Here is a 14,295-nt window from a genome sequence, read left to right on the forward strand (position 1 = left end):
GCCTCCAGCGCCGCCACGGCGGCGGCGAAGCCGGCGATGGCCGGCAGCGCCTCGGTGCCGCCGCGCCGGCCGCGCTCCTGCCCGCCGCCGGGCAGCAGGGCCACGGGCTCCAGCCCCGGGCGCAGCAGCAAGGCCCCCACCCCCTTCGGCCCGCCCAGCTTATGCGCCGAGAGCGCCAGGGAATCCGCCCCCAGTTCCTTGACATCACAGGGCAGGCGCCCGGCCATCTGCACCGCGTCCACATGCAGCAGCGCGCCATGGGCGCGGCAGAGCGCGGCGGCCTCGGCCAGCGGGTGCAACACCCCCGTCTCATTATTGGCCGCCATCAGGCAGACGAGGGCGGGCGGCCCCGCCACCGCCAGCGCCGCCTCCAGCGCGGCGAGATCCAGGGTGCCATCGGAATGCACGGGCAGGATCTCGATGCCCGGCCGCGCCTTCAGGATGGCGGGGTGCTCCGTCGCCCCGGCCAGGATGCGCCGCCCGGCCCCCAGGCCATGCAGCGCCAGGGCATTGGCCTCCGTGGCGCCGGCGGTGAAGACGAGGTCGCGCGGCCGCCCGCCGAAGCGCGTGGCGATGGTGGCACGCGCCTGCTCCAGCACCTGCCGCGCCGCCCGCCCGGCGGCGTGGATGGAGGACGGATTGCCGGTGAGGTCCAGCGCCTCCAGCACCGCCTGCCGGGCGGCGGGGCGCAGCGGCTCGGTGGCATTGGCGTCGAGATAGAGATCCAGGGCGGCCATCATGCGCGCGGCGGCATCACCCCGCCTCGCCGCGGAGCGGTATCACCGCCTCGCCGCGGAGCGGCATCACCGCCTCGCCGCGGAGCGGCATCACCGCCCGGCCGCAGACGCGCCCTTCCACCACATCGGCCAGGGTCATGCTCTCCAGGAAGAGGCGGATCTGCTCGCCCAGCTCATGCCAGAGGTCATGCGTCAGGCAGCGGTTGCCGGCCAGGCAGCCCGGCGCCCCCTCCTCGCAGCGCGTGGCGCTGATCGGCTCATCCACCGCCTCGATGATGGCGCCGATGGCGATCTCCTCCGCCGCGCGGGCCAGGCGGTAGCCGCCACCAGGGCCACGCGCCGAATCGACAAGACCGGCCCGGCGCAGCCTTGCGAAAAGTTGCTCCAGATAGGCCACGGACAATTGCTGCGCCTGGGCGATCTCCGCGAGGCTGACCGGGCGCTCCCGCACCGCCGCGGGTTGCGCATGGCAGTCATTTGCGTTTTGCCGGTCTCGCTCGCGCGCCGCCAGCTCGACCAGGGCCATCACCGCATAGCGCCCCCGTGTGGACAGGCGCATGGCTCAGTTTCCCCCGCCCGGCGCGGGATAGAGCGGCTGCGCCGCGGCAGGGGCCGGAGACCGCGCCAAGATGGTGGGCATCCTATGAATCCGTTATGAAAGCGGCGATCGCTTGCCTATATTGGCCGCGTCGCGGGGAGCGGAAGCCTGCCCCGGGACGACACAGGCATGAGGAGAGCCGGGGTCACCGCGACATGCTGTCGCCTGGGATGAAGCTATGTATCCCGACTACGGGAGTCAACCATTCGGTGGCTTCAACCCGGAAGACCCTCGCTCGCCCCCAGAAGGGGGCATGCCCTGCCGGCCCGGTTGCTCCGCGAGGAGGCCGGTCCTGATGGTTTCCCAACCGGGCGCTGCCGCGCCCACCGCACTGGATGCAAGGGGACGATGCCTGAAGTGATGTTCGCCGGACCGGATGGCCGGCTGGAGGGTCGTTACCACCACGCGCAGCAGACCAACGCGCCGGTGGCGCTGGTGCTGCACCCTCACCCGCTGCATGGCGGGACGATGAACAACCGGGTGGTCCACGCGCTGTACTCGCGCTTCCAGGACATGGGTTTTTCAACGCTCCGCTTCAATTTCCGCGGGGTTGGCCGCAGCCAGGGCCGCTACGATGGCGGCATCGGCGAGATTTCCGACGCCGCCGCGGCGCTGGACTTCCTCCAGGCGGTGAATCCCAACGCCTCCATGCTCTGGGTCGCCGGCTATTCCTTCGGCGCCTATGTGGGCATGCAGCTGCTGATGCGCCGGCCGGAGATCGGCGGCTTCGTCAGCATCGCGGCGCCGGCCAGCCACTATGATTTCGGCTTCCTGGCCCCCTGCCCCTGCTCCGGCCTCATCCTGCATGGCGCGGATGACGAGCTGGTGCCCGAAGCCTCCGTCCGCAAGCTGGTGGACAAGCTGAACACCCAGCGCGGCATCAAGATCGACTACCGCGTGCAGGAAGGCGCCGGCCATGTCTTCACCGCGCCGCAGACCGAGAAGGTCGCCGCCGCCGCCGAGGACCATGTCCGCACCATGATGAACCGCGCCCGGATGGCCATGGCGGCCGACTGAACCGCCCCGCCGCACAGCGTTCCGCAAAGGGCCGGGGGGCTTGCTCCCCGGCCCTTTTCGTTGGCGGCGCCGCGGATCGTCCACGTGCTCCTGAGAGGGGCTTTGCCCCTCTCAGCCTCTCCCCACCAAAGGCCTGAGGCCTTTGGAAACCCAACTGAAGGCGGGTGCAGGGGGCCCTGCCCCCTGCTGGGGGTTGAGGGGGCAAAGCCCCCTCAAAGCGCCGCTCCTCAGGCGCGCTGAAGCGTCACCAGCCGCCCGCCCGCCAGCGGCGCCGGCGCCCCCGTGGTGCCGGGGAAGGTGAGCGGCAGCCCGCGCGCCACGCGGGCGGCCAGCACGCCAAAGGCCTGCGCCTCCAGCGCATCGCCATCCCAGCCCGCCACCTCCACCGGGCGCACCGGCTCGGGCAGGGCGCCGGCCAGGGCGCGCATCACCGCCGGGTTGCGCCGCCCGCCGCCCGCCACCAGCCATTGCAGCGGCGGCTCCGGGAAATGCCGCTCCGCCGCCGCCACGGCGCAGGCACAGAAGGCCACCAGCGTCGCCGCGCCATCGGCGGGGGAAAGCTCGCCCGCCCCGGCATCGCGCAGGGCCCGGTCGAAATCCAGCCGGTCCAGCGACTTGGGCGGCGGCTGCTGGAGATAGGGATGCGCCAGCATCCGCCCCAGCACCGCGCCACAGGGCTGCCCGGCCAGGGCCAGGCGGCCATCCTTGTCATAATCGGCACCGGTCGAGCGCCGCGCCCAGTCATCCAGCGGGCCATTGGCCGGGCCGGTGTCGAAGGCCACCAGCTGCCCGTCCCGCCCGATCCAGGTGACATTGCCCACCCCGCCCAGGTTCAGGATGGCCAGCGGCTTCGGCAGCCCCGCCGCCAGCACGGCATGCACCACCGGCACCAGCGGCGCCCCCTGCCCGCCCGCCGCCACATCGGCGCTGCGGAAATCATGCGCCACCGGCGTGCCCGTCAGCCGCGCCAGCAGGGCGGCATCACCGATCTGCCAGGTCCGCCCCTCCCCCGGCCGCCCGGCCGCCGGGCGGTGCAGGATGGTCTGGCCGTGGAAGCCGATCAGGTCGGCCTCCAGCCCCAGCTTCAGCACGGCCTCGGCATGGCGCTCCGTCACCCGCCTTTCGCAATCCTGGAGGAAGGGGTCCTCCGCGGTCATCGCCTCCGCAAGGTCCAGAAGTTTCCGTAAGTCACGGCGGAGCGACGGCTCATAGGGCAGCGTCAGGCTCGGCCCGATGCGGCCGATCCTCTCCCCGTCCGTTTCCACCCACGCGGCATCCACGCCATCCAGCGAGGTGCCGCTCATCAGCCCGATGGTTCGCAGCATTCCCCTACTGTGCTAGGGGCAGGGCGCCGGTGGAAGTCCCCCGGCCGAGAACTGGACAGAAGCAACGATGGACGAGTTCCTGCACGTCGCGCGTGAGCGCGGCTATATCCACCAGGTGACGGACGAGGCCGCCATGGCCGCCCGGATGAAGCAGGGGCCGCTTCCCGCCTATGTCGGCTTCGACTGCACGGCGGACAGCCTGCATGTCGGCCACCTGCTCTCCATCATGATGCTGCGCCTGCTGCAGAAGACGGGGCACCGCCCCGTGGCCCTGCTCGGCGGCGGCACCACCCGCATCGGCGACCCCTCCTTCCGCGACGAGGCCCGCCCGCTGCTGACGGATGAGCAGATCAGCATCAACAAGGCCGGCATCCGCCGCACCTTCGACGCCTTCCTCGACTTCACGCCCGGGACCGGCGCGCTGATGCTGGACAATGCGGAGTGGCTGGACAAGCTCCTCTACATCCCCTTCCTGCGCGACATCGGCCGCCATTTCAGCGTCAACCGCATGCTGACGATGGACAGCGTGAAGCTCCGCCTCGACCGCGAGCAGCCGCTCTCCTTCCTCGAATTCAACTACATGCTGCTCCAGTCCTACGACTTCCTGGAGCTGCGGCGGCGCCACGGCGTCGGGCTGCAGATGGGCGGCTCCGACCAGTGGGGCAACATCATCATGGGCGTGGAGCTGAACCGCCGCTGCGACGGCGCCGAGGTCTTCGGCCTCACCACCCCGCTGCTCACCACCGCCTCCGGCGCCAAGATGGGCAAGACCGCCAGCGGCGCTGTCTGGCTGAACCCGGACCGCCTCGCCCCGTATGACTACTGGCAGTTCTGGCGCAATGCCGAGGATGCCGATGTCGGCCGCTTCCTCGCCCTCTTCACCGAACTGCCGATGGCGGAGGTGCGACGCCTCGCCGCCCTCGGCGGCGCCGAGGTGAACGAGGCCAAGAAGATCCTCGCCACCGAGGCCACCGCCCTGCTGCATGGCCGCGCCGCCGCCGAGCTCGCCGCCGAGACCGCCCGCCGCGCCTTCGAGGAAGGCCAGGCGGCAGAGACCCTGCCCGCCATCGCCACCGCCCTGCCGGCGGCGGTGATCGACCTCGCCGTCCAGGCCGGCTTCGCCGCCAGCAAGGGCGAGGCCCGCCGCCTGATCCGCCAGAACGGGCTGCGGCTGAATGACGAGGCCATCACCGATGAGGCCCTCGCCGTCACCGAGGGCGACCTGCGCGACGGCGCCGCCAAGCTCTCGGCGGGGAAGAAGCGCCACGTGCTGGTGCGGCCGGCCTGAGGGCAGGCCGCGCGGCAGCTGAAAACTGAAAAAAGAGTCCGGGGGAACTGAGTTCCCCCGGGCCCCCTCCTTCTGTCGGGTGCCCACTGCCATGCGTGCCGCCCTGCTTCTGCTGCTGCTGCTGCCGGGCTGCGCCGCATGCCCCGCCGGATACCGGCCCGCCACCGTGGCCGAGCTCTTCCTCGGGCGCGCCACGCCCGAGGGGGGAGAGGTCAGCGAGGCGGAATGGCGGGACTTCCTGGCCGGGACCGTCACGCCCGCCTTCCCGGAGGGGCTGGCGGTGCAGGACACCGCCGGGCAATGGCGGGATACGACGGGCCGCGTCATCCGCGAACGTGGCTGGCGGCTGACCCTGGTGCTGCCGGGGCAGGACACCGCCACCGCCGCCGCGCGCATCGCCCCCCTCGCCGAGGCCTATACGCAGCGCTTCCGGCAGGAGAGCGTGCTGCGCCTCGCCACCCCCACCTGCAGCGCCTTCTGAGCGTCAGCGCCCGGTTCAGCGCTCGGTGGGCGGGGCGGGCTGCTGCCCGGCCACGCCCCCGAACAGGCCGCGCAGGAAGCCGGGCGTCAGCGCCGCCAGCGGGTTGACCATCACCACCGGGTCCCGCGTCTGGCCCTGCATCCGCCAGGTGGCGGCGAACAGCCCGCCCCCCTGCTCCGGGCTGAACAGGCGGCCCAGCAGCGGGATCTGCCCCAGCAGCGAATTCAGCACATAGGCCGGCACGATCGTGCCCTCCAGGTCGAGCGTCCCCGCCCGGCGCCGCACCACCCCCTTGGCCGTCACCCCGAGCGAGGGGGAGAAAGCGCGCAACTCCTGGGAAGAGAGCGTCTCCTCCGTCATGCTGAAGGGCGCCACGAGGCGGGAGAAGCTGAGGCCCGGGCCGCGCACCGCGTCGAACACGCCATAGACCGTCAGCGCCTGCAGCAGCTTGCCGATCCCCTCGGCCTCCTGGACGGTGAAGTCGTCCATCTCCGCCGTGCCAGACAGGGCAACCCCCGGCTGCACCACCGGCCAGCGCCCGCTGACGCGCAGCCGCCCCCCCTCCACCTGCTGCATCACGTCGAAGGCGCGCAGCAGCGCCCCGGCATTGGCGGCGTTCAGGCGCAGCTCGCGCCCCTGCCCGGCCGGGGCGATGGTGAGGTCGAAGCCCCCGCCCGGCCCGGCCTGGCCGGAGAGCCGCGCCTCCCGCCAGAAGCCGCGCGCATCGGCCGCACCTCGGCCCTGCACCGCCGTCACCGCCCGGCCGGGGCCGAGGAGGACACGGTCGAAATTGCCTTCCAGCACCACCGGCGGGCCATCGGCGGTGCTGCCAGGCGCCGGGTCCGGCGCCGCCATCACCGCCGCGAGGTCCAGCACGGGGCCGGAGAGGCGGAACCGCCAGGGCGCGCCGGGCTGCCCGGGTGGCCGCGCCTCGACCGACATCCGCCCCTGGAAGACCCGCGCCTCCGGGATGGTGATGCGCTCCACCCGCCCACCCTGGGCCATCGCCACCTGCCCGCGCGCGGACAGGTCCGGGGCCGAGACCTGGAAGCTCTCCACCGCGCGCAGGCTGTCATTGGCCACGCGCAGCTCCGCCTGGGCGCTGGCCGGCTGGCCGGCCGGCTTGCCCCAGGCCAGGGGGGAGAGCGTCATCCGGCTGTCGCGCAGGTCGCCGGTGAGGCTGACGGTCATCTCCCCGCTGCGGCGCTTCTCCATCACCGCCTGCACGGCGACGGGGCCGGCGACGAAGCCATCCAGGTCCAGCCCGAACTCGGCGATGCGCGCGGCATCAGGGCGGCCCTCGGCGCGGATGCGCTCCACCACCTGGCCGGGCGGGCCGGGGCGGAAATCCATCTCCACCAGCAGCTGCGCCGGGATGCCGGAGAGCTGCGCCGTGCCGCTGGCGCGCAGCCGGCTGTTGTCCACGCTGAGATCGGCCGTGCCGCGCTCCAGCCGCTTGCCCATCACCACATCGGCGAGGCGCATCTGGGTCAGCTTCGCCTGCACGCTCACCCGCAGCGCTTCGGAGGGGATATCCTCCAGCAGCGGGAAGGCCAGCTTCAGCGTGCCCTCCATCTGCCCGCCCGGCTCCTTGAGGTCGAGCGGACGGCGCTCGAACAGCTTCAGCCGGGGGTGGCGGATCAGCGCCACCACATCGGGGATGGGGCCGCGCAGCCGCGCCTCGATCTCCGCCTGCTCGTTCGGCGTGTCGAGGGCGTAGAAGCGGAGGGTGGTGCCAGGGCTGGTCAGCGCCGTGCCGGCCTGCCGCGCGCCTTCCACCTGGATGGTGATCTCGGGCAGGGTGAAGCGGATGCTGGCCGCCACCCCCTCCACCGGCGGCACGGGGCGCAGCCAGTGCACCGTCGCCCCCTCCGCCCGCAGCGTGCCATCGAGCTGGCGCACCTCCAGCCCCGAGAGGTCCTCGGACGCCTCGGCCTGCAGGCGGAACTGGCCATCACGCAGCAGGCCCTGGGTGATGTTCTCGACGATCCAGTGCCGCGCGCCCTTGGCCACGCCGGGCGGCCAGTAGGCGCCGAGATCGCTGGCCTGGAGCTGGTCCAGCCGCAGTTCCAGCCCGGCATGCCAGCGGCGCTCCAGCAGCCGCGCCTCGCCCGTGGCCTCGATCACCGGGGCCGGGTGGGGGCTGCCGGTCTCCTGCGCCACGGCGGGCAGTTCGAGGCGCAGCCGTTGCAGGCGCAGACGGGTGGGCGTGCCCTGGGCCTCCAGCCGCAGCCCGGCGAAGGCCAGGCGGTGCTGCGGCAATTGCACCGCCCCCGGCCCGGCGGTGAGGCGGAGCGACAATTCCGGCGCCGCCTCCGCCTGCCCGATGTCGAAGCGCCCGGCGAGTTCCAGCCGCGCGCTGCCCTCCACCAGCGCCAGCGGCGCCAGGGCCGGCAGCAGCCGGGCGATGCGCGCGGGCTCCAGCGCCGGCAGGATCAGCCGCCCCTCCAGCACCGGCCCGCTGCCATGCGCGCCGCCCTCGAGCAGCACCGGCAGGCTGTCGCCATGGCCGGGCAGCTGCAGCGCGGCGCTGCCCTCGCCGGCGATGCCCTGGCCATCCGCCGCGCGGTGCAGGGCGAGGTTCACGCGCTCCAGCTGCCAGGTCAGGCCCAGCTGGCGGTCGAGGATGGCCAGCCGCCCGTCGCGGATTTCCACCCCCCGCAGGCTTTGCAGCGGTGAATCATGCGCCGCATCGCCCTGGCGCAGCAGGTCGCGCAGCACGTCGCCGCCCGGCGCATCGGGCAGGACGCCCGCGGCGGGGCCCGCGGAGGGGCCGGGCAGGCCCGGATGCTGGCCCATGGCCAGGGCCACGCTGCCATCCACCTGCCGCTCCAGCACGATCTCCGGCTGGCGCAGGGCGATGGCGAGCGGCACCACCTGCCCGCGCAGCAGCCGCACGAAGGAGAGGGTCAGGGTGGCATCCGGCAGGCTCTGCCGCACCGCCCCGGCCTCGTCGCGCAGCTGCACGCCGGAGACCTGGAAGTGCAGCGGCGAGCCCTCGCCGGCGTGGAAGCCGCCCCAGGCGAGGGTCACCGCCCCCACCGTCACCCCCTGGTCGGGCAGGGCCCGCTGCACCAGCTCGGTCACCATGGGCAGCGGCAGCGGGCCCTGGGCCAGCCGCCAGACCAGCGCCCCCGCCGCCAGCAGGGCCAGCAGCGCCAGCGCCAGCGCCAGCCGCGCCAGCGCACCGCCCAGCCAGCCACAGAGCCAGCCACAGGAACGCAGGGCTTGACCGCCTAGCCTCGCCACGGCTTCGCTCCCTGCCCATGTCGCCGAGCGAACCCCACCGCCTTCCCGCCCCCTTCGACCCCGCCGCCGCCGCGCGGCTGGCCGAAGCCTTCGCCAGCCGCGGCGCCGCCGAGCGCGCCTATGCCGAGAGCCCGGCCGGCGCCACGCTGCTGGCCGCCCTCGGCGGCCACAGCGCCTACCTCGCCGAACTGGCGGAGCGGGAAAGCGCCACCCTGCTGCGCTTCGCCGAGCGCGGGGCGGAGGATGCCTTCGCCCTGGCGATGGACCCGCTGGGCCGCGCCGACCCGGATGCCGCCCGCCCCGCCGTCGCCGCGCTGCTGCGCCAGGCCAAGCGGCAGGCCGCGCTGATCATCGCGCTCGCCGACCTCACCGGGCAATGGCCGCTCGACCGGGTGACCGGCGCGCTCTCCGCCCTGGCGGAGGCGGCGATCGACTATGCCTGCGCGCATCTGCTGCGCGAGGCGGCGGCACGGGGGGAGCTGCGCCTGCCGCGCGGCGGCACGCGCGACCCGCGCGGCGTGGCGCGCGGCTCGGGGCTGGCCATCCTCGGCATGGGGAAGCTGGGGGGGCGCGAGCTCAACTATTCCTCCGATATCGACCTGATGGTGCTCTACGACCCGCTGGCGGCGGCTTACCAGGCGGAGCGCGCCGGCTCCATCTATGTCCGGATCGCGCGTGATCTGGTCAAGCTCATGGAGGAGCGCACGGCCGGCGGCTATGTCTTCCGCACCGATCTGCGCCTGCGGCCCGACCCGGCGGCGACGCCGCTGGCCGTCAGCATTCCCACCGCCATCTCCTACTACGAATCGATGGGGCAGAACTGGGAGCGCGCGGCGATGATCAAGGCCCGCCCGGTGGGCGGGGACCGCGCCCTGGGCGAGCATTTCCTGGCCGAGATCCGCCCCTTCGTCTGGCGCCGCCACCTCGATTTCGCGATGATCGCCGATATCCATTCGATCAAGCGGCAGATCCACGCCGCCCATGGCGGGCGCGGCGCCCATGCCGAGGTGCGCGTGGCCGGGCATGACGTGAAGCTCGGCCGCGGCGGCATCCGCGAGATCGAGTTCACCACCCAGGTGCTGCAGCTGATCTGGGCCGGGCGCGACCCGGGCCTGCGCGACCCGACGACGCTCGGCGCCCTCGCCGCCCTGGCCGGGGCCGGACGGATCGAGCGGCGCGCGGCGGCGGATCTCGCCGATGCCTATGTCTTCCTGCGCGATGTCGAGCACCGGCTGCAGATGGTGGCCGACCGGCAGACCCAGCGCCTGCCGGAGGATGCGGAGGGGCTGGCGCGCATCGCCAGCTTCATGGGCTTCGCCGGCACGGCGGCCTTCGCCGCCACCCTCACCGGCCACCTCAACCGCGTCGAGCAGCATTATGCCCAGATGTTCGAGCGCGAGCCGGCGCTGAGCCTGCCGGCGGCGGAGGGCGGCGATGGCGGCAGCCTCGTCTTCACCGGCACGCAGGACGACCCGGAGACGCTGGCGACCCTGGCGCGGCTCGGCTTCGCCAACCCGGCCAATGTGGCGGCCACGGTGCGCGCCTGGCATCACGGCCGCCCCCGCGCCACCCGCAGCGAGCGGGCGCGCGAGCTGCTGACCCTGCTGATGCCCGCCCTGCTCGCCGCCTTCGGCCGGCAGCGCGAGCCGGATGCGGCGCTGGCGCGGTTCGACGAGGTGCTGTCGAAAATGCCGGCGGGGGTGCACATGCTCTCCCTCTTCCAGCGCAACCCGGCGCTGCTGCAACGCATGGCGGGCATCCTGGGCGCCGCGCCGGCGCTGGCCAACCATCTGGCGCTCAACCCCGCCTCGCTGGAAGGGTTGCTGGCCGGCGGGGGCCTCGGCATGCCGCCCGGCAACCCGGCGGCCAGCCTGCCCGCCCTGGTGAAGTCCGCCCGCCATTTCGAGGAGGCGCTGGATGGCGCGCGCCGCCTCGTCACCGAGGGCAAGTTCGAGATCGACGCGGCGGCGCTGGAGGCGGTGCTGGAGGCCGATGCCGCCGGGCAGGCGCGCAGCGCCCTGGCCGATGCCGCGATCGGCGCGCTGCTGCCGCATGTCACGGCCGAATTCGCCGCGCGCTTCGGCAAGGTCAAGGGCGGCGCGCTGGCCGTGGTGGCGCTGGGCAAGCTCGGCGGGGAGGAGATGCTGCCCGGCTCCGACCTCGACATGATCCTGATGTATGACCACCCGGAGGCGGTGACGGAGAGCAGCGGCGGCCCGCGCAGCCTGCCGGCCAGCACCTATTTCGGCCGGCTGGCGCAGCAGATGGTGGCGGCCATCACCGCGCCGGGGGCGGAGGGCAAGCTCTACGAGGTGGATATGCGCCTGCGCCCCACCGGCAACAAAGGCCCAGTGGCCACCTCGCTCTCCTCCTTCACGCGCTACCACGCCGAGAGCGCCTGGACGTGGGAGCGCATGGCGCTGACGCGGGCGCGCTGCGTCGCCGGCCCGCCGGGGCTGCGGCGGCGCATCGGCGCGGCGGTGAAGCATGCCATCGTGAGCCATTCCGGCCCGCAGGCGGTGGCCGATGCGGTGGCCATGCGCGCCCGCATGCTGCGCGACCTGCCGGCCGACGGGCCGTGGGACATCAAGGCCATGCCCGGCGGCATGGTGGAGGTGGAATTCATCGCCCAGGCGCTGCAGCTGGCGCATGCCAAGCGCCACCCCGCCATCCTGGCGCCCACCACGCGGCTGGCGCTGGCGAAGCTGGCCAAGGCGCGCCTCCTGCCGCCTGAGGAGGCGGAGGCGCTGATCGCGGCGGACAGGCTGTGGCGCACCATGCTGGGCCTGCTGCGCCTGACCGTCGGCCGCTGGAAGAAGGAGGAGCTGCCCGCCGCCACCGCCGCGGCGATGCTGCGCGCCACGGCGCCGCTTCTTGGCCAGGGGGCGGTTGACGTCTCCGCGCTACGCCAACAGATGCGGGAGCAGGCCGGGCGCGTGCGCGAGATTTTCGAGCGCCGCCTCGGTTCTCTGACTGGAGGGACAGGATGAGTGTTGCGGAGGGCGCCCTGGCGCCGGATTTCACCCTGCCGGCGAGCGGCGGGCGCACGGTGTCGCTGGCGGCGATGAAGGGCAAGCCCTTCATCCTCTACTTCTACCCCAAGGCCGATACCTCGGGCTGCACCAAGGAGGCCTGCGATTTCCAGGAGGCGCTGCCGGCGCTGGCGCAGAGCGGACTGGCGGTGATCGGCGTCTCGCCCGACCCGATGAAGCCGATCGAGAAATTCGCCGAGAAATACAGCCTGACCTTCCCGCTCGCCTCGGATGCGGAGAAGGTGGTGGCTGGCGCCTATGGCACCTGGGTCGAGAAGTCGATGTATGGCCGGACCTATATGGGCATGGAGCGTTCGACCTTCCTGATCGACGCGGAGGGCAAGGTGGCGCGCATCTGGCGCAAGGTGAAGGTGCCGGGCCATGCCAAGGCGGTGATGGAGGCGGCGAAGGCGCTGGGCTGAGGGCCTGCCGGGCGCCAGCGGCGCCCGGCCCTGGCAGAAAGGAAGGGGGCGCGGGGGAATACCTTTCCCCCGCACTTTTTTTATTTCCTCCCTTCTTCCCTTACAGCAGCTTCAGAATCGCGAAGCCCCCGATGATCCCGAGCGCGGCGACGGAGGTCACCAGCGTCAGGCGCTTCTCGACGAAGTCGCGCACCGGCGCGCCGAAGCGGCGCAGCAGCGCGGCGATGAGGAAGAAGCGCGCCCCGCGCGTGACGATGCTGGCCAGCAGGAAGATCCACGGATCGAAGGCCGCCGCCCCGGCGGCGATGGTGACGATCTTGTAGGGGATCGGCGTCAACCCCTTGATAAGGATGACGGCGGCGCCCCAGCGCTCGAACCACTGGCGGAAGCTCTCCAGCGCCTGGGCATGGCCATAGGCGGCGAGAACCGGCTGCGCCACCGCCTCGAACAGGAAATAGCCCAGCGCGTAGCCGGCGATTCCCCCGAGCACCGAGGCCAGGGTGCAGAGCGCCGCGTAGCGCCAGGCGCGCTCTGGCCGCGCCAGGCACATGGGCAGCAGCATGGCATCGGGCGGGATGGGGAAGATGCTGCTCTCCGCGAAGGAGATCAGGGCCAGCCAGCGCCCCGCATGGCGATGCGCGGCAAGCAGCAGGACACGGTCATAGAGGGCGCGAAGCATGCCGCCCCTTCCCATGCTTCCGCCGGGGGAGCAATCCCCGCAGCCATGCGGCGGGTGAACTTGCCGCCATGGCGGGCGAACCGCATCCTGGGCGGCGACACGAGAGGAAACGCCCCATGCCTGCCTCCCCCGCCGATGCCCGCGCGGCCCGGCGCATCTCCCCCATGATGGTGCTGGTGGTCTGCGCCGTGCTGACGGCGGCGCTGGCCATGGGCCTGCGCCAGTCCTTCGGCCTGTTCCTGGCGCCCATGACCAATGCCCAGGGCTGGAGCGCCAGCGGCTTCGCCTTCGCCATCGCGCTCCAGGTGCTGGTCAACGGCATCTCGCAGCCCATCTGCGGCCAGATCGCTGACCGCCTGGGCGGGCGCGTGGTGCTGATGGGCGGCGCCGCGCTCTATGCGCTGGGCACGCTCGGCATGGCGCTGGCCGATGGGCTGCCGCTCTTCACCTTCTTCGCCGGGCTGGTGATGGGCATCGCCGTCTCCGCCGCCGGCATGCCCGTCATCATGGCCAGCATGACGCGGCTGCTGCCGGCCGAGCAGCGCGGCCGCGCCACCGGGCTCGGCACCGCCGGCTCGTCCTTCGGGCAGTTCCTGGTGGTGCCGCTGGCCGGGCTGGGCATCAGCGGCCTCGGCTGGCAGGGCGCGCTCTTCGCCATGGCGGCGGCGGCGCTGCTGATGATCCCGCTCTCCCTGCCGCTGCAGGAGCGGCCCGCCCCGGCGCCCGCGCCGGGCGCACAGGCCGCGGCCGAGGAGGGCGCGATGCAGACGCTGAAGCGCGCCTTCCGCAGCCGCTCCTTCTGGTGCCTGTTCTTCGGCTTCTATGTCTGCGGGCTGCATGTCAGCTTCCTCAGCGTCCACCTGCCGGGCTTCGTGTCCAGCTGCCACCTGCCGGGCTTCGTCGGCGCGGGGGCGATCAGCCTGATCGGGCTGTTCAACGTGCTGGGCTCGCTGGTCTCGGGCGAATTGACGCAGAAATGGCGGCGGCGCGAATTGCTGGTGTGCATCTATGCCGGGCGCGCCGTGCTGATGGGCGTCTTCTTCCTGGCGCCGAAGACGACGGCCACGGTGCTCGCCTTCTCGGCGGTGATGGGCATCCTCTGGCTCTCCACCGTGCCGCCCACCGTGGCGCTCTGCGCGCGCAATTTCGGCACGCGCTGGCTGGCCACCATCTTCGGGCTGGTCTTCCTCGGGCATCAGGTCGGCGGCTTCACCGGGGCCTGGCTCGGCGGGCTGATCTTCGACCGGACGGGGAGCTATGACCTGATGTGGATCATCAGCATCCTCGCCGCCATCTTCGCCGCCCTGGTGCACCTGCCGGTGCGGGATGCGCGGCCGGTGGCTGTGGCGGCGTAGGGCAATCGAAATAAGACAATAAAAAAAGTGCGGGGGGGGGGTTTTCCCCCGGCCCCCCTCATTTTTTTTGGAGGGCCCGCCGCCCCCGGGGGCCCGCGGCCCCCCCCATCCG

At 72.8% G+C, this 14,295-nt stretch carries 11 protein-coding genes; 6 read left to right on the forward strand and 5 right to left on the reverse strand.

Annotated features, from left to right (window positions below):
• Both NON00_RS18350 and NON00_RS18355 read right to left on the reverse strand, forming a co-directional pair.
• Positions 1-740 (reverse strand): cysteine desulfurase family protein (locus NON00_RS18350; RefSeq protein WP_370688738.1); only part of this gene is annotated, 740 nt, incomplete at its 3' end.
• Between the two features lie 13 nt (positions 741-753).
• Positions 754-1,296: an Rrf2 family transcriptional regulator gene (locus NON00_RS18355; protein ID WP_256024103.1), complete on the reverse strand. Its 543-nt coding sequence runs from the start codon at positions 1,294-1,296 to the stop codon at positions 754-756.
• A gap of 387 nt (positions 1,297-1,683) precedes the next feature.
• Here NON00_RS18355 and NON00_RS18360 point away from each other — a divergent pair, with 387 nt between their 5' ends.
• Positions 1,684-2,352 carry an alpha/beta hydrolase gene (locus tag NON00_RS18360; RefSeq protein ID WP_256024115.1) on the forward strand — a complete coding sequence of 223 codons (669 nt, stop codon included), beginning with the start codon at positions 1,684-1,686 and terminating at the stop codon, positions 2,350-2,352.
• 227 nt (positions 2,353-2,579) lie between these two features.
• Here the strand turns inward: NON00_RS18360 and NON00_RS18365 are convergent, their stop codons facing one another.
• The gene (locus NON00_RS18365) at positions 2,580-3,674 is read right to left on the reverse strand and encodes an anhydro-N-acetylmuramic acid kinase (protein WP_256024174.1); all 1,095 of its coding nucleotides are present in this window, start codon (positions 3,672-3,674) and stop codon (positions 2,580-2,582) included.
• Positions 3,675-3,744: 70 nt separating this feature from the next.
• Between NON00_RS18365 and tyrS the strand changes: the two genes are divergently transcribed.
• Both tyrS and NON00_RS18375 read left to right on the forward strand, forming a co-directional pair.
• Positions 3,745-4,965 carry a tyrosine--tRNA ligase gene (gene tyrS / locus NON00_RS18370; protein WP_256024118.1) on the forward strand — a complete coding sequence of 407 codons (1,221 nt, stop codon included), beginning with the start codon at positions 3,745-3,747 and terminating at the stop codon, positions 4,963-4,965.
• Positions 4,966-5,056: 91 nt separating this feature from the next.
• The gene (locus tag NON00_RS18375; RefSeq protein WP_256024122.1) at positions 5,057-5,446 is read left to right on the forward strand and encodes a DUF3574 domain-containing protein; all 390 of its coding nucleotides are present in this window, start codon (positions 5,057-5,059) and stop codon (positions 5,444-5,446) included.
• Between the two features lie 15 nt (positions 5,447-5,461).
• Here the strand turns inward: NON00_RS18375 and NON00_RS18380 are convergent, their stop codons facing one another.
• Entirely contained in the window at positions 5,462-8,695 is a 3,234-nt protein-coding gene (locus tag NON00_RS18380) for a DUF3971 domain-containing protein (RefSeq protein ID WP_256024124.1), read from the reverse strand.
• Between the two features lie 17 nt (positions 8,696-8,712).
• On the opposite strand from NON00_RS18380, the gene NON00_RS18385 reads away from it, so the two are divergent.
• Positions 8,713-11,685 (forward strand): bifunctional [glutamine synthetase] adenylyltransferase/[glutamine synthetase]-adenylyl-L-tyrosine phosphorylase, encoded by a 2,973-nt coding sequence (locus NON00_RS18385; protein WP_256024126.1) that lies wholly within the window; start codon positions 8,713-8,715, stop codon positions 11,683-11,685.
• Positions 11,682-12,149: a thioredoxin-dependent thiol peroxidase gene (gene bcp, locus NON00_RS18390; RefSeq protein ID WP_256024129.1), complete on the forward strand. Its 468-nt coding sequence runs from the start codon at positions 11,682-11,684 to the stop codon at positions 12,147-12,149. The genes NON00_RS18385 and bcp overlap by 4 nt, the downstream gene beginning before the upstream one ends.
• Positions 12,150-12,249: 100 nt before the next feature.
• Here bcp and NON00_RS18395 read toward each other — a convergent pair whose 3' ends face one another.
• On the reverse strand, positions 12,250-12,828 hold the full coding sequence (locus NON00_RS18395; RefSeq protein ID WP_256024132.1) for a YqaA family protein: 579 nt from the start codon (positions 12,826-12,828) through the stop codon (positions 12,250-12,252).
• Between the two features lie 116 nt (positions 12,829-12,944).
• Between NON00_RS18395 and NON00_RS18400 the strand changes: the two genes are divergently transcribed.
• The gene (locus NON00_RS18400) at positions 12,945-14,183 is read left to right on the forward strand and encodes an MFS transporter (protein WP_256024135.1); all 1,239 of its coding nucleotides are present in this window, start codon (positions 12,945-12,947) and stop codon (positions 14,181-14,183) included.
• The last annotated feature ends 112 nt before the right edge of the window (positions 14,184-14,295 follow it).

Source organism: Roseomonas sp. GC11 (assembly GCF_024437745.1).
Taxonomy (GTDB): domain Bacteria; phylum Pseudomonadota; class Alphaproteobacteria; order Acetobacterales; family Acetobacteraceae; genus Pseudoroseomonas.

Bases quoted from the DNA above. Each gene is read 5' to 3' on its own strand.
- NON00_RS18395 (WP_256024132.1), bottom strand. From the start codon at position 12,828: ATGCTTCGCGCCCTCTATGACCGTGTCCTGCTGCTTGCCGCGCATCGC.
- NON00_RS18400 (WP_256024135.1), top strand. From the start codon at position 12,945: ATGCCTGCCTCCCCCGCCGATGCCCGCGCGGCCCGGCGCATCTCCCCC.
- bcp (WP_256024129.1), top strand. From the start codon at position 11,682: ATGAGTGTTGCGGAGGGCGCCCTGGCGCCGGATTTCACCCTGCCGGCG.
- tyrS (WP_256024118.1), top strand. From the start codon at position 3,745: ATGGACGAGTTCCTGCACGTCGCGCGTGAGCGCGGCTATATCCACCAG.
- NON00_RS18385 (WP_256024126.1), top strand. From the start codon at position 8,713: ATGTCGCCGAGCGAACCCCACCGCCTTCCCGCCCCCTTCGACCCCGCC.
- NON00_RS18355 (WP_256024103.1), bottom strand. From the start codon at position 1,296: ATGCGCCTGTCCACACGGGGGCGCTATGCGGTGATGGCCCTGGTCGAG.
- NON00_RS18375 (WP_256024122.1), top strand. From the start codon at position 5,057: ATGCGTGCCGCCCTGCTTCTGCTGCTGCTGCTGCCGGGCTGCGCCGCA.
- NON00_RS18360 (WP_256024115.1), top strand. From the start codon at position 1,684: ATGCCTGAAGTGATGTTCGCCGGACCGGATGGCCGGCTGGAGGGTCGT.